We start from the raw sequence: 18,353 nt of genomic DNA on the forward strand, positions 1-18,353 counted from the left end.
TCCCGAGGGCCGCCCCCACCGGGGCGGTCCACCGCGACCGGCCGTCAGAGCGGCGTGGCCGCCCGCAGGATCAGGACCATCGTGACCGCTGCGTTCGCCGACGACATCGCGGACACGGCGGTGCCGAACGCGGCGGACCACAGGGCGAGCCCGACCCCCGTGAACACGGACGGCCGGGTGGCGGCGGCCGGAGCCGGGGCGAGGAGCGCGGCGACGCGGCGCGGCACGGGACCCGGCGCCGCGAGCCCCGCCAGGGTCGGCGCGGGCGTGCTCCGCGAGACCAGCGCGGCCTTGCCGATGGCGCGGGCGACGACCCGCCGGTCCCGCACCGCGCGGGCCGCCGCCTCGTCGGCCCAGCGCTCGGCGGCGAAGGCGACGGAGGTGCGCAGCGGCCGCAGGAACGGGTTGGCGCGGGCGGCGAGCTGCGTGACGAGCAGATGCCGGTGATGCCGCGCCGACAGATGCGCCCGCTCGTGGGCGAACAGCGCGCGGCGCTCGGGGGCGGCGAGCCGGGACAGCATCCCGGTGGTGACGACGACACGGCCGCCGCGGCGCGAGGGCAGGGCGTAGGCGTACGACGCCTCGTCGGCGACGACCGCGACGGAGCCGCCGCGCAGCCCCGCCAGGGCGCGGCGCCCGCGACGGCGCACCCTGGCGTGCCGCCAGAGCGTGCGTACGCAGGCCGCGCACACGACGAGCAGTGCGGGGATCGCGGCCTTCCCCGCCACCTCGTCATAGGGGACGGCCGCGCGCACCTCGGGGTCGGACCACCCGTCCGGCAGCGGATTGCCGGGCAGTTGGGCGGTGCCGACGACCATCAGCAGGGCGAGGCAGAGCGTGCTGCACAGCGCCATCACCCCGGCGACGGCGGTGAGCAGCCGTGTCGCGGTGCGCGGGTGGAGGTGCTGCTCGGCGAGGCGGGCGATCGGCCACGCGGTCAGCGGCAGCACGAGCGGCAGAAAGACGAAGACGCCCATCGGCGGATACCCCCCATCAGCGAACGGTCCCCAGGGACGTCAGTCGTCGGCCTCGGCGCCGGCCTGCCCGAGCAGGTCGCGCAGGAGTTGCTCGTCGTCGGGGGTGAGCGTCGTGACGAAGCTGGCGAGCACGGCCTCGCGGTCGCTCTCGCCGTCGAGCACCTTGCGCATGCGGAAGGCAGCGAGCCCGGCCTCGTCCGACGCGGGCGTCCACGCGAAGGAGCGGCCCGCGCGCTCGCGGGTGACGGCGTCCTTCGCGAGGAGACGGGTCAGGATCGTCATGACGGTGGTGTACGCGAGGTCTCCGCCGATCCGCTCCTGCACCCAGGCCGCGCTGACGGGTCCGCGCGCGGTGTGCAGGGCGGCGAGCACCTGCGACTCCAGCTCGCCCTGCGCGCGTCGGCGCAGCCGCGGCTGCCGTGCGCCGTGCGCGTCGCGCCCGCCGTGCGCGTCGTGCTGGTCATCGTGCGTCATGCCCGCGATCCTACGGGACACCACCGCACCACCTATTTCTACATTCCTGTAGATTTCAGGGAGCCAGAATCAGCACCCGGACCGTAGGAGGACATCGTGGGAGTTTCGCTGGCCAAGGGCGGCAACGTCTCGCTCAGCAAGGAGGCCCCCGGCCTCACCGCCGTCGTGGTCGGCCTGGGCTGGGACGTGCGCACCACGACCGGCACGGACTATGACCTCGACGCCAGCGCCCTGCTCTGCGACGAGTCGGGCAAGGTCGTCTCCGACCAGCACTTCGTCTTCTACAACAACCTGACGAGCCCGGACGGCTCGGTCGAGCACACCGGTGACAACCTCACCGGTGAGGGCGAGGGCGACGACGAGGCCGTGAAGGTGAACCTCGCGCAGGTGCCCGCCGACATCTCGAAGATCGTCTTCCCGGTGTCGATCCACGACGCCGAGAACCGCGGCCAGAGCTTCGGCCAGGTCCGCAACGCGTTCATCCGCGTGGTGAACCAGGCGGACAACGTGGAGATCGCGCGCTACGACCTGTCGGAGGACGCCTCCACGGAGACCGCCATGGTCTTCGGCGAGCTCTACCGGCACGGTGCAGAGTGGAAATTCCGCGCGGTCGGCCAGGGTTACGCCAGTGGGCTGCGCGGCATCGCGTCGGACTTCGGCGTGAACGTCTGACACGGGCACCCCACCGGACCCAAGAACGCGACACACGAGGAGGCAGGCCATGTACGGCGACGACGAGACGGTGCGCAGGATCCTGACGGAGCTCGGCGACACCTGGGCCGTCGTGGGACTGTCGAACAACCGCGACCGGGCGGCGTTCCGCGTCGCGTCGGTCCTGCAGCACTTCGGCAAGCGCGTGGTGCCGGTCCACCCCAAGGCCGAGACGGTCCACGGCGAGCAGGGGTACGCGTCCCTGTCCGCCGTGCCGTTCCCGGTCGACGTGGTGGACGTCTTCGTGAACAGCTCACTGGCGGGCCAGGTCGCCGACGACGCGGTCGCCGTCGGTGCGCGGGCGGTCTGGTTCCAGCTGGGCGTGCTCGACGAGGCGGCGTACGACAGGACGCGCGCCGCGGGCCTGGACATGGTCATGGACCGCTGCCCGGCCATCGAGATCCCGCGCCTGGGCTGACCCGGCGGTAGTGGGGCCAACCGGCTAGAACGGCTGGTCGGGCCAGTCGAGCAGGCGGGCGCCGATCACGGCGGTCTGGAGCGTGTAGCGGTGCACGGGGTCGGCCGGGTTGGCCCCGGTGAGCCTGTGGATGCGCTCCAGGCGGTACGTGAGGGCGCGCACGCTCAACGAGAGACGGCGCGCCGCCTCCGCCGCGACACAGCCCGAGTCGAAGAACGCGGTGAGCGTGTCGATGAGGGGCTGCGCGCCGCCGCGGGCCTGCCGCAGCGGGCCGAGCGTATGGACCACCAGATCGGCCATGGCCTGCCGGTCTCGGGTCAGCACCGGGTAGACCAACAGGTCGGCGGCGTGCAGCACGGGCCCGTCGAGCTCCAGGCGCTCCGCCAGGTCCAGGGCGTTGAGCGCTTCCTCGTACGACTGGACGACACCGCCCGGGCCCGGTTGCGGGCGGCCGATGACGACGCGGGCGCCGTCGATGGCGGCGTACGCGTGCTTGGCGAAGAAGGCGAGGACCTCGCCCTGGTCGCCGGGGGCGATGCAGACCAGCCGGCCCTCCTTCGTCGTGAGCAGGATGCTGCGGGCGCCGAACCGGCCGACGAGGGCGCTCTCCACCTCGCGCGGCACGGCGTCCCCCTCCTCGTAGCCGCACGGGCCCTGGGCGACGGCGACCGCGTGTTCGTAGGAGAGGCGCAGCCCGAAGCGTTCGGCACGTTCGGCGAGCCTGCCGAGGTCGCTGCGTCCGTGGAGCAGGTCGTCGATGAACTCCCGCCGGGCGGCCTCCTGCTGGCGGACCGCCAGGCGCTGCGCCCGCTCATACCCTTCGGCGAGGGCGTCCACGGCCTGCTCGACGGCGGCCAGGACACGGTCGGTGGAGGCGTCCCCGGCGGCGGGCCAGTGCGTCCGGGTCGCCGAGAGGTGCGCGCCCACCAGCGCCCGCAGCCCGAGCCCCGCCTCCGCCGCCCGCTCCCCCAGCGCGCGCCGCGACTCCAGCTCATCCCGGGTCAGCCGCCGCCCGGTCGCCGCCGCGGCAGCCAGGATGCGGTCATAGCCGTCGAGATAGGCCTCGGGTATGCCGTGCCCTGCCATGTCCGCCCCCGGCGTCCTGGTGAACTCATGTCACCGTTGAATCATTTGTCGCCTTTCTAACCCATAATGCGTTCCGACCGGAAACCCTCTGCCGATGGGAGAGCCGTGCCTCTGACTGGTGAATACGAGCCCGGGACGTGGGACTGGGCGAGCAAGCAGGCCGAACTGTACGAGAGCTCCGGCGGGACGGAGGGGACGACCATGCAGGACAAGCCGGTCATCCTGCTCACGTCGGTCGGCGCCAGGAGCGGAAAGCTCCGCAAGAACCCCCTGATGCGCGTCGAGCACGCGGGGGAGTACGCCGTCGTCGCCTCGAAGGGCGGCGACCCCGCACACCCCTCCTGGTACCACAACCTGGTCGCGCACCCGCACGTGGAACTGCAGGACGGCCCGGTGAAGAAGGACTACCGCGCCCGGCTCGCGTCGGGCGAGGAACGCCGCCTCTGGTGGGAGCGTGCGGTGGCGGTCTGGCCGCAGTACGACGAGTACCAGACCAAGACGGACCGGGAGATCCCGCTCTTCGTCCTGACACCGTTCGAGCCCTGAGCCCGAGCGCCGTATCCGGCCCTCCGGCGTGACGTTCGACGCAAACGGCGCCCGTCCGTTGTGGAGGGGCGCCCCGAGCTGATCGGGTACGAGGGCCGGGCCCGGCGGAGGCGCCGGTGGAGCCGTCGAGCACAGGAGAACTCCGCATGACGACCGGGTACTTCACGTCCGTCGACGACGTCGCCGCGCGCCTGGCCACCACCGGATATCTGGCCTCGCCCGCCGTCGCCACCACCGTGTTCCTCGCGGACCGGCTCGGGAAGCCCCTGCTGGTGGAGGGTCCCGCGGGGGTCGGCAAGACGGAGCTGGCGAAGGCCGTCGCCGCGGTCGCCGGCGCGCGCCTCGTGCGGCTCCAGTGCTACGAGGGCGTCGATGAGTCCCGCGCCCTGTACGAGTGGAACCACGCCAAGCAGCTGCTGCGCATCACCGCGGGGCGCGACGAGTCGTGGGACGAGACCCGCACCGACATCTTCGGCGAGGAGTTCCTGCTCTCCCGGCCGTTGCTGACCGCGATCCGCGGCGCCGAGCCGAAGGTCCTCCTGATCGACGAGACGGACAAGGCCGACGTCGAGGTCGAGGGGCTCCTCCTCGAGGTCCTCAGCGACTTCCAGGTCACGGTGCCGGAGCTGGGCACGATCAGTGCCGAGCGCCGCCCGTTCGTCGTCCTCACCTCCAACGCGAGCCGCGAGCTGTCCGAGGCGCTGCGCCGCCGCTGCCTCTTCCTCCACATCGGCTTTCCCGAGGAGGAGTTGGAGCGTCGCATCGTCCGGATGAAGGTGCCCGGTCTCGACGAGGCGCTCGCCGCCTCCGTGGTGCGGGTGATCGGCGCGCTGCGCGCGATGGACCTGCGGAAGGTGCCGTCGGTCGCGGAGACCATCGACTGGGCGCGGACACTGCTGGCGCTCGGCGCGGACACTCTGGACGAGACCGTCGTGAGCGACAGCCTCGGTGTCGTGCTGAAGCACCAGGACGACGTGCTGAAGGCCGCGGCCAAGCTGGATCTGGACGCGGTGTGACGGCGCCGTCCGCCTCCCCCGCCGTTCCCCCCGCCGTTCCGCCCGACGGGATCACCGGTCGCGTCACCGGGCTGGTCAAGACCCTCCGGTCGCACGGGCTGCGCATCGGCCCCGGCGAGACCGTCGACGCCGCGGCCGCCCTGGAGGCGCTCGGTCTCGCCGACCGGGAGCGGGTCAGGGAAGGGCTCGCCGCCGCGCTGCTCCATCGCGAGAGCCAGCGTGCGGTGTTCGACCCCGTCTTCGATCTGTACTTCCCGGCGGGCGTCGGCGCGCCGATACGCGGTGACGGCGACCGGGACGCGCTGCGCGAACGGCTCGTCGCCGCGCTCGCCGCGGACGACCAGGCCCTCCTCGCACAGCTGGCGGGTGAGGCGGTGGACGGCTTCGGCCAGTACGGCTCATCCGGCCGAGGAGAGGGCTCCGGCGGAGGCGACGGCTGGTCCTCGTACCAGACGCTGAGCAGGCTGCGGCCGGAGACGCTGCTCGCGCGCGTCCTCGCCGCCCTCCGCACACAATCCACCGCCGACCAGACCGCGTTCACCGACCGCCTGCTCGCCGACGAGGTACGGCGCCGCATCGAGGGTTTCCGTGCGCGCGTACGGACCGAGGCGCGCCGCCGGGTCGCCGAGCGGCGCGGCACGGAGGAGATCGCCCGCCGCGCCGTGGCCACCACCGCCGACCGCGTCGATTTCCTCCTCGCGGGCCGGGGACAGCTGGACGAACTGCGTCGGGCGGTGCGTCCACTCGCCCGTAAGCTCGCCACCCGCCTCGCCGCCCGGCGCCGCAGGGCCGCGCACGGCAGCATCGACCTGCGCCGCACCCTGCGCGGTTCGCTGTCGACAGGCGGTGTGCCGATGCGTCCCGTGCTGCGGCGCCGCCGTCCCGCACGCCCCGAACTGGTCCTGCTCTGCGACGTGTCCGGATCGGTCGCCGGCTTCGCGAACTTCACGATGCTGCTGGTCCAGGCGCTGCATGACCAGTTCAGCGAGGTGCGGGTGTTCGCCTTCGTCAACCGGGTCGACGAGGTGACGGGACTGCTGGCGCGCGGGGGCGCCGACCCGGCGGGCCTCGGGGCCCGCATCCTGGGCGAGGCGACGGTGACGGGGTGGCACGGCAGCAGCGACTACGGCACGTCCCTGGGCGAATTCGCGGAACGGTACGTCGACGCGATCGGCCCGCGCTCCACGGTCTTCGTCCTCGGCGACGCCCGCACGAACATGAGCGACCCCAACCTCCCCGCCCTGCGGCACATCGCCGCGCGGGCCCGCCGGGTGTACTGGCTCAATCCGGAGGGTCGCGGTCAGTGGTCGACCGGGGACTCGGCGGCGCACGCGTACGCCGAACTCGTCGACATGCACGAGTGCCGCAACGCGCGGCAGCTGAGCGCGCTGATCGCGCGCCTGCTCCCGGTCTGAGGGCCCCGCGTCCCGCCGATCACCCCCCTGACGTGTCCCTTTACGGCCCTTGGGTACTCGGCCGCTTCCACCACGACAGGAGGACTTTCCGTGACCGCACACCCACAGGCACAGCCGAAGAACGTCTTCGTCATCGGCCTCGACGACGCGAACCTGCCCACCCTGAGCAGCGTCCCGAACGCCGAGTCCTACCGCTTCCACCCGCTGCTCACCGTCGAGGAGCTGCAGGGCGGCGAGGTGTCCGTACCGGCGCTGCTCGAGAAGGCGCAGGGCATTCTCGACGCGTTCGACGGCAGCATCGACGCGATCGTCGGCTACTGGGACTTCCCCGTCAGCACGCTGGTGGCGATCCTCGGCGACCGTTACGGCACGCACCACACCAGCCTGGAGTCGGTCGTCAAGTGTGAGCACAAGTACTGGAGCCGGCTGGAGCAGCAGAAGGTCATCGACGAGCACCCGCGCTTCGGCCGCGTCGACCTGGACGCGGACGAGCCGCGGCCGCCGGAGGGCGTGCGGTTCCCGATGTGGCTGAAGCCCGCGCTGTCCTATTCCTCAGAGCTGGCGTACAGCGTGAAGGACGAGGACGAGTTCCGCGAGGCCTGCGCCCGGATCAAGGCCGGGATCAGCCGGGTCGGCCGTCCCTTCGAGCACATCATGCAGAGGGTGGACCTGCCGCCCGAGATGGAGGGCGTCGGCGCGGAGGTGTGCCTCGCTGAGGAGGCGCTGTCCGGCGTCCAGGTCGCCGTCGAGGGCTACGTCCACCGGGGCGAGGTGACCATCTACGGAGTCCTCGACTCCATCAACTACCCCGACTCCTCCTGCTTCCTGCGCCACCAGTACCCCTCCGCCCTGCCGGGGCCCGTGATCCAGCGCCTGCACGACGTGTCGGAGCGGGTGATGCGGCAGATCGGCATGGACGCGGCGACCTTCAGCATCGAGTACTTCTACGACCCGAGCACGGACGCCATCAACCTCCTGGAGATCAACCCGAGGCACTCGCAGGCGCACGCGGAGCTCTTCGCGTACGTCGACGGGGTGCCCAACCACCACTGCATGGTCAGCCTCGCCTTCGACGAGGACCCGGCCCTCCCCCACCGCGCTGGCCCCTACAAGGCGGCGGCCAAGTGGTACTACCGCTGGTTCGCCGACGGTGTGTCGCACCAGGTGCCGACGCCCGAGGAGATCGAACGGATCGAGCACGAGATTCCCGGCGTGAGCGTCGACGTACTCGCCGAGGAGGGCAGGAAGCTGTCCGAGGTCACCCACCAGGACAGCTACAGCTTCGAGCTGGCCCACATCAGCACCGGCGGCGACAGCGAGCAGGGCCTGCGCCGCAAGTACGACCGGTGCGTCGCCGCGCTGGGGCTCGTCTTCGACGACACCGAGCCCGGCGGCCGCGACCTCACCAACGACTAGACCGGGCCTCACCGGCAACAAGAACAGGACCCGCCCTCCCCCGGCGGGAAAGCGACCGAGAGGACGGCCCTCCCCCATGCGTTACGTGGGCAATCTCCCGTACGCGACGAAAGAAGAAGAACACGTCGTCATCCCCATGTCCGACGGCGTCCGGCTGTCGGCCCGCATCTGGCGTCCCACCTGCTCGGAGGACGATCCGGTGCCGGCGATCCTGGAGTACATCCCGTACCGCAAACGCGACCTCAGCTCGCAGCGCGACTCGATCCACCACCCGTACATCGCGGGGCACGGGTACGCGTGCGTGCGGGTCGATCTGCGCGGGACCGGCGAGTCCGAGGGCGTGCTCACGGACGAGTACCTGGAACAGGAGCAGACGGACGCCGAGGAGGTGCTCGCCTGGCTGGCCGAGCAGCCCTGGTGCGACGGCTCGACGGGCATGATGGGCATCTCCTGGGGCGCCTTCGCCGCCCTTCAGGTCGCGGCCCGGCGGCCACCGAGCCTGCGCGCCGTCGTGCTCTCCTCGTTCACCGACGACCGCTACGCCGACGACATGCACTACATGGGCGGCGCGATGCTGTCGGACAACCTCGCCGAGGCGGGCACCATGTTCGCCTACGCGACGTGCCCGCCGGACCCCGCCGTGGTCGGCGACCGCTGGCGGGACATGTGGCAGGAGCGGCTCGACCACGCCAAGCCGTGGGTCCTTGAGTGGCTGCGCCACCAGCGGCGCGACGCGTACTGGCGGCACGCCTCGGTCTGCGAGGACTACCGGAGCGTCCAGTGCCCCGTCCTCGCCTCCAGCGGCTGGGCGGACGGCTACTCCAACGCCGTGACCCGGCTCCTCGCCCACCTCGACGTGCCACGCAAGGGCCTCATCGGGCCGTGGTCGCACAAGTATCCGCACCTGGGCGAGCCCGGCCCCGCCATCGGCTACCTGCAAGAAGTGGTGCGGTGGTGGGACCACTGGCTGAAGGGCGAGGACAACGGCGTGATGGAAGGCCCGATGCTGTGGGCCTGGATGCAGGAGAGCGTGCCGCCCTCCACGTCGTACGAGGAGCGCCCCGGGCGCTGGGTCGGCGAGCCGGACTGGCCCTCCCCGCACATCGAGCAGGTCAGCCACCCGCTGGCGCGGCACCGCATCCTGATGGCGGGAGAGGCGGAGACGGGCGAGGCCATGACCGTGCAGTCGCCGCTCTCCGTGGGCCAGTTCGCCGGCAAGTGGGCCTCCTACAACGCACCGCCGGACCTGCCCTACGACCAGCGCGAGGAGGACGGCGGCTCCCTCGTCTTCGACTCGCCGGAGCTGACGGAGACGGTGGAGATCCTCGGTTCGCCGGCCGTCGAACTCGACCTGTCGGTCAGTGAGCCGGTGGCGACGGTCGCCGCGCGGATCTCCGACGTCGCCCCCGACGGCCGTGCCACCCGGGTGACGTACGGCGTCCTCAACCTGACGCACAGGGACGGCACGGGCGAGCCCGAACCGCTCGAACCGGGCCGCCGCTACCGCGCGACGCTCCAGCTCAACGGCGTCGCCCAGTCGTTCCCGCCGGGACACCGGATCCGGCTCTCCCTGTCGACGTCGTACTGGCCGCTGGCCTGGCCGCCGCCGCGTCCCGTGCTGCTCAGCGTGTACGAGGGGTCCAGCGCGCTGCGCCTGCCGGTGCGCCCGACGGCGGAACCGGACAACGCGCCCCAGCGGCCGTTCGGCGAGCCCGAGGGCACCCCGCCGCTCGCCACCACCCAGCTCACCCCTCCGGAGCAGCGCTGGGAGGTCAGGCGCGACCTGGTCGGGTACGACTCCTCCCTGGAGATCGTCAAGGACCGGGGCACCGTGCGCTACGACGAGATCGGGCTCGACGTGGGCTGCCGCGCCTTCGAGCGGTACACGGCCACCGGCGACGACTTCACGTCGGTGGGCGGCGAATCGGACTGGACGATGCGGTTCCGGCGGGACGAGTGGGACGTGAGCGTGCGGACCCGGACGACGCTCAGGTGCGACGAGGACCACTTCTACGTCGACGCGACCCTCGACGGATACGAGGGCGAGCGCCGCGTCTTCTCCCGCACCTGGAACGAGACGCTGCCGCGCGACTGGCTCTGAGCGACCGGCTCCGATCGGCGTGGGGGGTGCCGTGACGGCGGCGCGGCGGCCGGGTTTGGCACCCGGGCCGGAGGAGACTCGGGCCACGGACGCCGACACCCAGGAGGCCGCAGTGCACGCCGTCACGGAGCCCGCATGAACATGAAGCCGCCCGGCCCGCTGCCGGGACGACCCGAGTCGTACTGGATGGAGACCAGCGCGTCGACGTCCCACCCGTCGCTCGCCGAGGACGTCGAGGTGGACGTCGCCGTGGTCGGCGGCGGGGTCGCGGGCCTCAGCACGGCCTGGGAACTGGCGCGTGACGGGCGGTCGGTCGCCGTCCTGGAGGCCGACCGCATCGCCGCCGGAGTCACCGGCAACACCACCGCCAAGCTGACCGCCCTGCACTCGCAGGTCTATGACCGGCTGCGCCGCACCCGCGGCGCGGAGGGCGCCCGCCTCTACGCCGAGTCGCAGCAGCAGGCGGTGGAACACGTGGCGGCGGTCAGCGCCGAGCTCGGCATCGACTGCGATCTGGAGCGCGCGCCCGCCTTCACCTACACCACGCGGGCCGACCGCACCGACGAGCTGCGGGCCGAGGCCGACGCGGCCCGGGAGGCCGGGCTCGCCGCCTCCTACACGGACGAGACCGGGCTGCCCTTCCCCGTGGCGGGCGCGGTGCGCGTCGAGGACCAGGCGCAGTTCCATCCCCGCGCCTATCTGCTGGCGCTCGCCGAGGACCTGCGGGCGCGCGGCGGTCTCCTCTTCGAGCGGACCCGCATCACCAAGCTGCGCGACGGCTCCCCGTGCACCGTGACGAGCGAGGGCGGGCACACCGTCACCGCGCGGTCCGTCGTCATCGCCACGCACTATCCGGTCTTCGACCGCGCCCTGCTGTTCGCCCGGCTCTCCCCCAGGCGCGAACTGGTCGTCGCGGCGCCCCTCGCCGCCGAGCAGGACCCGGGCGGCATGTACATCACACAGGACGAGGGCAAGCGTTCGGTGCGCACCGCGCCGTACGGCGGCGACGGCGGGCGTCTCATCATCGTCACCGGTGACAGCTTCACGCCGGGCACGGGTGACCCCTCCGGCGGGTTCGTCGCCCTGGACACATGGATGCGGGAGCGCTTCGACGTCGGCGCGACGGCGTACCGGTGGGCGGCGCAGGACAACGACGCCACGGACAGCGTGCCGATGGTCGGACCCTTCCACCCCGGCGCCCGGCACACGTACGTGGCGACCGGGTTCGGCGGCTGGGGCATGAGCGGTGGCGTCATGGCCGGTCAGCTGCTCGCCCGGCTCATCGCCGGGGAGAAGTCCTCGTGGGCGGAGCTGTACGACCCGCGGCGGCTGTGGAGCACGGTGCGGGAGATGCCGTCCCTGCTGAGCCAGCAGGCCGAGGTCGCCAAGCACTTCATCGGGGACCGGCTCCGTACGACCCACGTCGACTCCGTCGACGACATCCCGGCGGGCGCCGGTGCCGTGGTCCGCGTCGAGGGGCGCCGTTGCGCGGTGCACCGTGACGATTCCGGCGCCCTGCACGCCGTCTCCGCCCGCTGCACCCACCTCGGGTGCCTGGTCGCGTTCAACGAGGCGGAGACGACGTGGGAGTGCCCCTGCCACGGCTCCCGCTTCGCCACCGACGGCTCGGTGCTGCAGGGCCCGGCGACGCGTCCCCTGGAGCCGCGGGAACTGCCCGGCTCATGAGGGGCGGGGCACCGGTCCGTCGGTGAGAGGCGCCGGCAGGCCGTCGAAGGTGCCGGTGCGGGTGAAGGTGAGCCACGCGGAGCGCAGGGTCCTGCCGAGGCGCTCGGTCTCCTCGCGGGGCGTGGTGCCCAGCATCGGTGCCGTCCGCCAGGCGTCGTGGGTGCCGAAGAGCAGCGGCAGTTCGAGGCAGTGGGTGGCGCCGAACGGGGATCCGGCGGGGCGCCAGTCGAGGCGGTAGGCGTGGACTCGTGCGCCTGCTCGGGCCAGCCGCTCGCCGTAGCGGGTGAGCGGCTCCTCGTACACCTCGCGGGTGCGCGGGCCCGCGTCGTCGCCCTCGCCCTTGAAGACCGTCATGTCGTCGGCGTTCCAGCCGTACAGGACGTCGAGCCCTTGGACGCCGCCGCCGAGCGGGGTGCCGGGGGCGGGGACGGGACCGACGCCCTGCACCGGGATGAACGCGGGTTCCATGCGGCGGCCCGCGGTGCGCAGGTGGAAGCGGGCCGTTTCGCCCTGCGCGGCGAGGATCGCGGGGATGTCGGCCGTGCGCGGGTCGGTGCCGAGCGCGTCGGCGAAGTACCGGCCCAGTGCGAGGGACTCCTCGGCGGGGCGGGCGGTGATCTCCAGCGGCGCGCTCTGGAGGATGGCCCGGCGGAACAGGCCGCGCGCCTCCGGCAGTTCCATCAGGAGGCGTACGGAGATGCCGCCGGCGGACTGCCCCATCACGGTGACGTCCGCGGGGTCGCCGCCGTACTCGGCGATGTGCGCCCGGACCCAGCGCAGCGCCTCCACTTGGTCGTACAGACCGAGGTTGCTCTCGCTCACTCCGTCGAGGAGGAGGTAACCCAGCGCCCCGAGGCGGTAGTTGACTCCGACGACCACGACGTCGCCCTCGGCGGCGAGGACCCCTCCGTCGTACCAGTCCATGAGGCCGGCGCCGCTGCTGAAGCCGCCGCCGTGCAGCCACACGAGGACGGGACGGGCCGCCGCGTCCCGCGCCGGGGTGGCGACCGTCAGGTTGAGGCAGTCCTCGCCCTGCGGGCGGGTGTCCGCGGGCGGGCCCATGACGAAGTCGAGCCTGGAGGGCGGTTGCGGACCGATCTCGCCGGAGGCGGGGCGCGGGTCGTCGTCCGCGACGGGCCGCGGCCGCCCGAAGCGGTCCGCGGTGGCATAGCGGATCGGTCCCGTACGGAGCACTTCCGTACGGGCGGTCATGGTGTCGGTCATGCGTCCGCACCCTAGGGCGTCGTCGGACGCACGTTCTAGCCCTGGTAGTTCGTACGTCCCTCGTCGTCGAGGTCGAAGGGCGCGTCGGGGATGATGCAGAACTCGTTGCCCTCCGGGTCCGCCATGACGAGGAAGCCGCCGTCGTCGTACCCCTCCAGCCTGCGCCCGCCGAGCGCCTCGACGCGCCGCTGCTCGGCGGCGAAGTCGGACGCGGCGAGGTCGAGGTGCACGCGGTTCTTCACCGTCTTGCGCTCGTCGACCCGCTGGATGCCGAGGACCGTGCCGTTCTCGCGCCGCAGCCAGATGTACGGGCCCGTGCGCCCCGCGACGGGCCAGTCGAGCAGCGCGGACCAGAAGGCGGCGACCGGTTCGGGGTCGACCGCGTCGATGATGAAGGCTTTGATCTCCATGGTTGATGCTCCCAAATCAGACCAGGGCGTCGGCTCGCGGAGGGCCGCCGGGCGTGTCGTGGTGGATCGGTGTCCGTGCCCCGGTCAGCGGGTGCCCCGTGCCGCCCTGGCGTACCGCGACGATCTCCGCCGCGATGGACAGCGCCGTCTCCTCGGGTGTGCGGGCGCCGAGGTCGAGCCCGATCGGCGAGCGGAGCCTGCCGAGCTCGGCCTCGGTGACGCCCTCGTCGCGCAGCCTGCGGTTGCGGTCCTCGTGGGTGCGGCGCGAGCCCATGGCGCCCACGAACGCGACGGGCAGCCGCAGGGCCGCCGTGAGCAGCGGCACGTCGAATTTGGCGTCGTGGGTGAGGACGCACAGGACGGTGCGGGCGTCCGTCACGGTGTCGCGGAGGTAGCGGTGCGGCCACTCGATCACGATGTCGTCGGCGTCCGGGAAGCGGGCGCGGGTGGCGAAGACGGGGCGGGCGTCGCAGACCGTCACGTGGTAGCCGAGGAACTTGCCCACGCGGACGAGGGCCGCCGCGAAGTCGACGGCACCGAAGACGATCATGCGGGGCGGCGGCTGGCTGGACTCGACCAGGACCGTCACGGCGGTGCCACAGTGCGCGCCGCTCTCGGAGACGACGAACTCCCCCGTGCGGCCCGCCGCGAGGAGGGCGCGGCTCTCGCCCACGGCGGTGCGGTCGAGGTCGGGGTGGCCGCCGAGTGTTCCTTCGTCGGTCCCGGCGGGGGTCACCACGAGCGGTCGGCCGAGGAGCTCGGCCGGGCCCCTGAAGACCCGGGCCAGGCCGGTGGCCTCGCCGCGGGCGGCGGCCGACAGGGCGGCGGCGAACACCGCCCTGTCGGGTGAGTCCACGGCGACCGGGGCGACCAGGACCTCGATGACGCCGCCGCAGGTGAGGCCGACGGCGAAGGCGTCGTCGTCGCTGTACCCGAACCGTTCGACGACGGCTTCGCCCTCGTCGAGCGCCTGGACGCACAGGTCGTAGACCGCTCCCTCCACGCAGCCGCCGGAGACCGAGCCGATGACGGTCCCCTCACCGTCGACGGCCATCGCGGCGCCGGGACCGCGCGGTGCGCTGCCGCCGACGCTCACGACGGTGGCGACCGCGAAGTCCCGGCCCTCCTCGACCCAGCGGTTCAGGTCGGCGGCGATGTCAAGCACGGCGCTCTTCCCGTTCGTCCCCGAGTGCGGTTCCCGCGCGCAGGACGCGGTCGGGGCGGATCGGCAGGGAACGGTGGCGGACGCCGGTCGCGTGCCGGACCGCGTTGGCGACGGCCGCCGCGGCGCCCACGATGCCGATCTCGCCGACGCCCTTGATGCCGACGGGGTCCTCCGCGTCCGGGTCGTCGACCCAGTCCGCCTCGATGTGCGGCACGTCGGCGTGCGAGGCGATGTGGTACCCCGCGAGGTCCGGGCCGACCAGACCGCCCGTCGCCGGGTCCCTGACGGCTTCTTCGTGCAGCGCCATCGACAGGCCCCAGGTCATGCCGCCGATCAGCTGGCTGCGTGCGGTGAGCGGGTTGACGATGCGTCCCGCGGCGAAGATGCCGAGCATCCGCCGTACGCGCACCTCGCCGGTGGTGACGTCCACGGCGACCTCGGCGAACTGGGCGCCGAACGCGTGCCGTTCCTTCTGGGCGAGGGCGCCGATGACGTCGCTGGTGTTCGACCGCACGGTGAGGCCGTCCGGCGGGATGTCGCCGCCGGGGACCAGCTTCTCCCGCAGTTCGCGCGCGGCGAGCATGACCGCCCAGCCCCAGGACCGGGTGCCCATGGAGCCGCCCGCGATCATCGCGGGTCCGAAGTCGCTGTCGGCGATGTGGACGCGGACCCGCTCCGTCGGCACTTCGAGGGCGTCCGCGGCGATCAGGGTGAGCGCGGTCCGCGCACCGGTGCCGACGTCCGCGGCGGTGATGCGCACGGTGAACGTTCCGTCGGCCTCCGCCGTCACCGCGGCCGTGCTCGGGGCGACCAGCACCGGGAAGGTGGACGCGGCGGTGCCGGTGCCGAGCAGCCAGCGTCCTTCGCGGCGCCGTCCGGGGCGCGGGTCGCGGTCCGCCCAGCCGAACCTGCGGGCGCCCTCCTCGAAGCAGGCGAGCAGGTTGCGGCTGCTGAACGGCAGCCCGGAGACGGGGCCCACGGCCGGCTCGTTGCGGGCCCGCAGCGCGATCGGGTCCACGCCGCACTTCTCGGCGAGTTCGTCGAGCGCGGACTCCACGGCGAAGGAGCCGGGCGCCTCGCCGGGGGCCCGCACCCACGTCGGGGTCGGTACGTCGAGACGGACGAGACGGTTGACGGTGTGGTGCGCGTCGGCCGCGTACATGGCGCGGCCGTAGCCGGCGCTCTCCTCGACGAACTCGTGGACGGTCGACGACAGGCTCTGCCCCTGGTGGTCGAAGGCGAGGAGCCGTCCGTCCGGGTCGGCGCCGAGCCTGACGCGTTGCGTGGTGGGGCTGCGGTAGCCGATGAGCGAGAACATCTGGCGGCGGGTCATGACGACACGGACGGGCCGGTCGAGCACGGTCGCCGCCATGACGGCGAGCACCTGGTGGGCCCTCAGTCCCTTGGATCCGAAGGCACCGCCGACGTGCTCGGAGCGCACCCGAACGGACGGCGGGTCGAGGGAGAAGAGCTTCGCGAGTTCGTCCGCGATCCAGGTGCTGCCCTGGTTGGAGTCGACGATGTCCAGCCGCCCGTCGTCCCAGCGTGCCGTGGCGGCGTGCGGTTCCATCGCGCTGTGGTGCTCTTCGGGCGTCGTGTACTCGGCGTCCACGACGTGCGCGGACGCGGCGAGCCGGGACTCCAGGTCGCCCACCGCCGTGCGCATCCCGTCGCCGTCCGGCGTGTACGTGCCCGCGCGTCCGGCGGCGAAGGCGACGTCGTGCGGCTCCTGGTCGTAGTGGACGACCAGCGCCTCCGCGGCCTCCCTAGCCTGTTCGGACGTCTCGGCGACGACCAGCGCCACGGGCCAGCCCACGAAGGGCACCCGGTCGTGCTGGAGGACCCCGACGACCGGGTCCGGCTTCCCGAGCATGCCGACGTAGTCCGCGTCGACCCGCGGCGCGTTCCCGTGGTGCAGCACGGCGAGAACGCCGGGCATCGCGAGGACGGGCGCGTCGTCGACGGAACGGATTCGGCCGCGGGCGATGGTGGACAGGACGAGCCAGCCGTGTGCGAGGTCGGTGAAGGGGATCTCGCCGGCGTACCGAGCCGCTCCGGTGACCTTGTCGCGGCCTTCGATACGGGTGTGCGCGGTGCCGACGGCGCCCGTCACCGCGGTGGTTGCGGTGGTCGTGGTCATCGGGCGGCCTCCTCGGTGAGTTCGGACAGGACGGCCACGACGAGGTTGCGCGTCAGCGTCACCTTGTAGCCGTTGTCGGGCAGCGGGCGGGCGGCGGCCAGTTCGGCGTCGGCCGCGGCGGCGAACGCCTCGGCGGTCGCCGGGCCGCCGGTCAGCGCCTGTTCGGCCGCCCGGGCCCGCCACGGCCGGGACGCGACCGCGCCGATGCCGATGCGTACGTCTCGTACGACACCGTCCTGTACGTCGAGGGCGGCGGCGACCGACCCGATGGCGAACGCGTAGGAGGCGCGCTCGCGCACCTTGCGGTAGCGGGAGAGCGCGGCGACGGGGGCGGGCGGCAGCGTCACGTGGGTGATGAGCGCGCCCGACGGCAGCGCGGTCTCCAGGTGCGGAGTGTCGCCCACGGGCAGGTAGAACTCGGTGATCGGCAACGCGCCGGGGCCTTCGGCGGTTTCGTAGTGGACGACCGCGTCGAAGGCGGTGAGGGCCACGCCCATGTCGGAGGGGTGGACGGCCACGCAGTGCTCGGTGGCGCCGAGGATCGCGTGGTTGTGGTGCTCGCCGCCGACGGCCGAGCAGCCGCTGCCGGGCTCGCGCTTGTTGCAGGGCTTGGAGAGGTCGGTGAAGTAGCCGCAGCGGGTGCGCTGGAGCAGGTTCCCGCCGACGGTCGCCATGTTGCGCAGCTGCCCGGAAGCGCCGGCGAGGACGGCCTGTGCCAGTGCGGGGTAGCGGCGGCGCACGTCGGGGTGCGCGGCGAGGTCGCTGTTGGTGACGGTCGCGCCGATGCGCAGCCCGCCGTCCTCGGTGGTCTCGACGGTGTCCAGGGGCAGTTCGCGTACGTCGACGAGGAGCGCGGGCCGTTCGACGCCGGTCTTCATCAGGTCGACGAGGTTGGTGCCGCCGCCGAGATAGCGGGCGTCGGGGTCGGCGCCGAGCACGGCGACCGCGCCGGACACGTCGTACACCCGCTGGTAGCCGAAGTCCCTCATGCCGCTCCCTCTTCCACTGCTGCTCCCTCTTCCGCGCGGGCGGCCTCGGCGACGGCCTGCACGATCGACACGTACGCGCCGCAGCGGCACAGGTTGCCGCTCATCCGCTCGCGGATCTCCTCGGCGGTGAGCTCGGGCACGCCCGCTTCGGGGCGGACGTCGGCGGTGGCGGCGCTCGGCCAGCCCGCCGCGTGCTCCTCCAGCGCGCCGAGGGCGGAACAGATCTGTCCCGGCGTGCAGTAGCCGCACTGGAAGCCGTCGCGGTCGAGGAAGGCCTGCTGGACGGGGTGCAGCCGGTCGCCGTCCGCGACGCCCTCGATGGTGGTGATCTCGCGGCCTTCGGAGGCGACCGCGAGGGTGAGGCAGGAGACGGCCCTGCGGCCGTCGATCAGCACCGTGCAGGCCCCGCACTGGCCTTGGTCGCACCCCTTCTTGGTGCCGGTCAGATCGAGCCGCTCGCGCAGTGCGTCGAGCAGGGTGGTGCGGTGGTCGACGGACAGTGTGTGCTTCTCACCGTTGATGTTCAGGGTGACGGCACTGGACGTCGATGGAGCCATGAGCAGCCTTCTTTCGCGAATC

General features: G+C 72.8%; 17 protein-coding genes. 8 read left to right on the plus strand and 9 right to left on the minus strand.

The features are described 5' to 3' along the window. Positions 1–44: 44 nt before the first annotated feature. Together DEJ49_RS01895 and DEJ49_RS01900 are read right to left on the minus strand one after the other, a co-directional pair. Positions 45–977, minus strand: a complete 933-nt coding sequence (locus DEJ49_RS01895) for a M56 family metallopeptidase (RefSeq protein WP_150182058.1) — start codon at positions 975–977, stop codon at positions 45–47. Positions 978–1,016: 39 nt separating this feature from the next. After that, positions 1,017–1,451, minus strand: coding sequence for a BlaI/MecI/CopY family transcriptional regulator (locus DEJ49_RS01900; RefSeq protein ID WP_150182059.1), 435 nt, complete (start codon positions 1,449–1,451; stop codon positions 1,017–1,019). Positions 1,452–1,547: 96 nt separating this feature from the next. Between DEJ49_RS01900 and DEJ49_RS01905 the strand changes: the two genes are divergently transcribed. Beyond that, on the plus strand, positions 1,548–2,123 hold the full coding sequence (locus DEJ49_RS01905) for a TerD family protein (protein WP_150182060.1): 576 nt from the start codon (positions 1,548–1,550) through the stop codon (positions 2,121–2,123). A gap of 49 nt (positions 2,124–2,172) precedes the next feature. Then, complete coding sequence (locus DEJ49_RS01910) at positions 2,173–2,580, plus strand: CoA-binding protein (RefSeq protein ID WP_150182061.1); 408 nt, start codon at positions 2,173–2,175, stop codon at positions 2,578–2,580. A gap of 24 nt (positions 2,581–2,604) precedes the next feature. On the opposite strand, the gene DEJ49_RS01915 is transcribed toward DEJ49_RS01910, so the two are convergent. Then, a complete protein-coding gene (locus DEJ49_RS01915) occupies positions 2,605–3,666 on the minus strand; it encodes a PucR family transcriptional regulator (RefSeq protein WP_150182062.1) in 1,062 nt (353 codons plus the stop codon). Positions 3,667–3,771: 105 nt separating this feature from the next. Here DEJ49_RS01915 and DEJ49_RS01920 point away from each other — a divergent pair, with 105 nt between their 5' ends. The 6 genes from DEJ49_RS01920 to DEJ49_RS01945 all read left to right on the plus strand — a co-directional run bounded on the left by DEJ49_RS01920 (position 3,772) and on the right by DEJ49_RS01945 (position 11,846). Beyond that, a complete protein-coding gene (locus tag DEJ49_RS01920) occupies positions 3,772–4,212 on the plus strand; it encodes a nitroreductase family deazaflavin-dependent oxidoreductase (RefSeq protein WP_150182063.1) in 441 nt (146 codons plus the stop codon). Positions 4,213–4,358: 146 nt separating this feature from the next. Further along, positions 4,359–5,228, plus strand: coding sequence for an AAA family ATPase (locus DEJ49_RS01925; protein ID WP_150182064.1), 870 nt, complete (start codon positions 4,359–4,361; stop codon positions 5,226–5,228). Beyond that, positions 5,225–6,643, plus strand: a complete 1,419-nt coding sequence (locus DEJ49_RS01930; RefSeq protein WP_150182065.1) for a VWA domain-containing protein — start codon at positions 5,225–5,227, stop codon at positions 6,641–6,643. Before DEJ49_RS01925 ends, DEJ49_RS01930 begins: the two co-directional genes overlap by 4 nt. Positions 6,644–6,733: 90 nt before the next feature. Continuing rightward, positions 6,734–8,059 (plus strand): acetyl-CoA carboxylase biotin carboxylase subunit family protein, encoded by a 1,326-nt coding sequence (locus DEJ49_RS01935; protein ID WP_150182066.1) that lies wholly within the window; start codon positions 6,734–6,736, stop codon positions 8,057–8,059. A 76-nt stretch (positions 8,060–8,135) separates the two neighbouring features. Further along, positions 8,136–10,160, plus strand: coding sequence for a CocE/NonD family hydrolase (locus DEJ49_RS01940; RefSeq protein ID WP_150182067.1), 2,025 nt, complete (start codon positions 8,136–8,138; stop codon positions 10,158–10,160). A 141-nt stretch (positions 10,161–10,301) separates the two neighbouring features. Next, positions 10,302–11,846 (plus strand): FAD-dependent oxidoreductase, encoded by a 1,545-nt coding sequence (locus tag DEJ49_RS01945; RefSeq protein WP_150187987.1) that lies wholly within the window; start codon positions 10,302–10,304, stop codon positions 11,844–11,846. Here DEJ49_RS01945 and DEJ49_RS01950 read toward each other — a convergent pair. The 6 genes from DEJ49_RS01950 to DEJ49_RS01975 are packed head-to-tail and all read right to left on the minus strand — an operon-like array spanning position 11,841 to position 18,331. Beyond that, positions 11,841–13,070: a carboxylesterase family protein gene (locus DEJ49_RS01950; protein ID WP_223832683.1), complete on the minus strand. Its 1,230-nt coding sequence runs from the start codon at positions 13,068–13,070 to the stop codon at positions 11,841–11,843. The two genes, DEJ49_RS01945 and DEJ49_RS01950, sit on opposite strands and share 6 nt — an antisense overlap. 35 nt (positions 13,071–13,105) lie before the next feature. Beyond that, the gene (locus DEJ49_RS01955; protein WP_150182068.1) at positions 13,106–13,480 is read right to left on the minus strand and encodes a VOC family protein; all 375 of its coding nucleotides are present in this window, start codon (positions 13,478–13,480) and stop codon (positions 13,106–13,108) included. 16 nt (positions 13,481–13,496) lie between these two features. Beyond that, positions 13,497–14,645: an XdhC family protein gene (locus tag DEJ49_RS01960; RefSeq protein WP_150182069.1), complete on the minus strand. Its 1,149-nt coding sequence runs from the start codon at positions 14,643–14,645 to the stop codon at positions 13,497–13,499. Next, the gene (locus DEJ49_RS01965) at positions 14,638–16,785 is read right to left on the minus strand and encodes a xanthine dehydrogenase family protein molybdopterin-binding subunit (protein ID WP_150182070.1); all 2,148 of its coding nucleotides are present in this window, start codon (positions 16,783–16,785) and stop codon (positions 14,638–14,640) included. The genes DEJ49_RS01960 and DEJ49_RS01965 overlap by 8 nt, the downstream gene beginning before the upstream one ends. Then, complete coding sequence (locus DEJ49_RS01970; RefSeq protein ID WP_150182071.1) at positions 16,782–17,774, minus strand: FAD binding domain-containing protein; 993 nt, start codon at positions 17,772–17,774, stop codon at positions 16,782–16,784. Before DEJ49_RS01970 ends, DEJ49_RS01965 begins: the two co-directional genes overlap by 4 nt. Further along, positions 17,771–18,331, minus strand: coding sequence for a 2Fe-2S iron-sulfur cluster-binding protein (locus DEJ49_RS01975; RefSeq protein WP_150182072.1), 561 nt, complete (start codon positions 18,329–18,331; stop codon positions 17,771–17,773). Before DEJ49_RS01975 ends, DEJ49_RS01970 begins: the two co-directional genes overlap by 4 nt. Positions 18,332–18,353: the final 22 nt, after the last annotated feature.

Origin of the sequence: Streptomyces venezuelae (assembly GCF_008642335.1) — a bacterium.
GTDB lineage: Bacteria > Actinomycetota > Actinomycetes > Streptomycetales > Streptomycetaceae > Streptomyces > Streptomyces venezuelae_F.

Excerpts from the sequence above, each read along its gene's own strand:
- DEJ49_RS01895 (WP_150182058.1), bottom strand. The coding sequence starts at position 977 with ATGGGCGTCTTCGTCTTTCTGCCGCTCGTGCTGCCGCTGACCGCGTGG.
- DEJ49_RS01900 (WP_150182059.1), bottom strand. The coding sequence starts at position 1,451 with ATGACGCACGATGACCAGCACGACGCGCACGGCGGGCGCGACGCGCAC.
- DEJ49_RS01910 (WP_150182061.1), top strand. The coding sequence starts at position 2,173 with ATGTACGGCGACGACGAGACGGTGCGCAGGATCCTGACGGAGCTCGGC.
- DEJ49_RS01915 (WP_150182062.1), bottom strand. The coding sequence starts at position 3,666 with ATGGCAGGGCACGGCATACCCGAGGCCTATCTCGACGGCTATGACCGC.
- DEJ49_RS01925 (WP_150182064.1), top strand. The coding sequence starts at position 4,359 with ATGACGACCGGGTACTTCACGTCCGTCGACGACGTCGCCGCGCGCCTG.
- DEJ49_RS01940 (WP_150182067.1), top strand. The coding sequence starts at position 8,136 with ATGCGTTACGTGGGCAATCTCCCGTACGCGACGAAAGAAGAAGAACAC.
- DEJ49_RS01945 (WP_150187987.1), top strand. The coding sequence starts at position 10,302 with ATGAAGCCGCCCGGCCCGCTGCCGGGACGACCCGAGTCGTACTGGATG.
- DEJ49_RS01950 (WP_223832683.1), bottom strand. The coding sequence starts at position 13,070 with ATGACCGACACCATGACCGCCCGTACGGAAGTGCTCCGTACGGGACCG.
- DEJ49_RS01955 (WP_150182068.1), bottom strand. The coding sequence starts at position 13,480 with ATGGAGATCAAAGCCTTCATCATCGACGCGGTCGACCCCGAACCGGTC.
- DEJ49_RS01965 (WP_150182070.1), bottom strand. The coding sequence starts at position 16,785 with ATGACCACGACCACCGCAACCACCGCGGTGACGGGCGCCGTCGGCACC.
- DEJ49_RS01970 (WP_150182071.1), bottom strand. The coding sequence starts at position 17,774 with ATGAGGGACTTCGGCTACCAGCGGGTGTACGACGTGTCCGGCGCGGTC.
- DEJ49_RS01975 (WP_150182072.1), bottom strand. The coding sequence starts at position 18,331 with ATGGCTCCATCGACGTCCAGTGCCGTCACCCTGAACATCAACGGTGAG.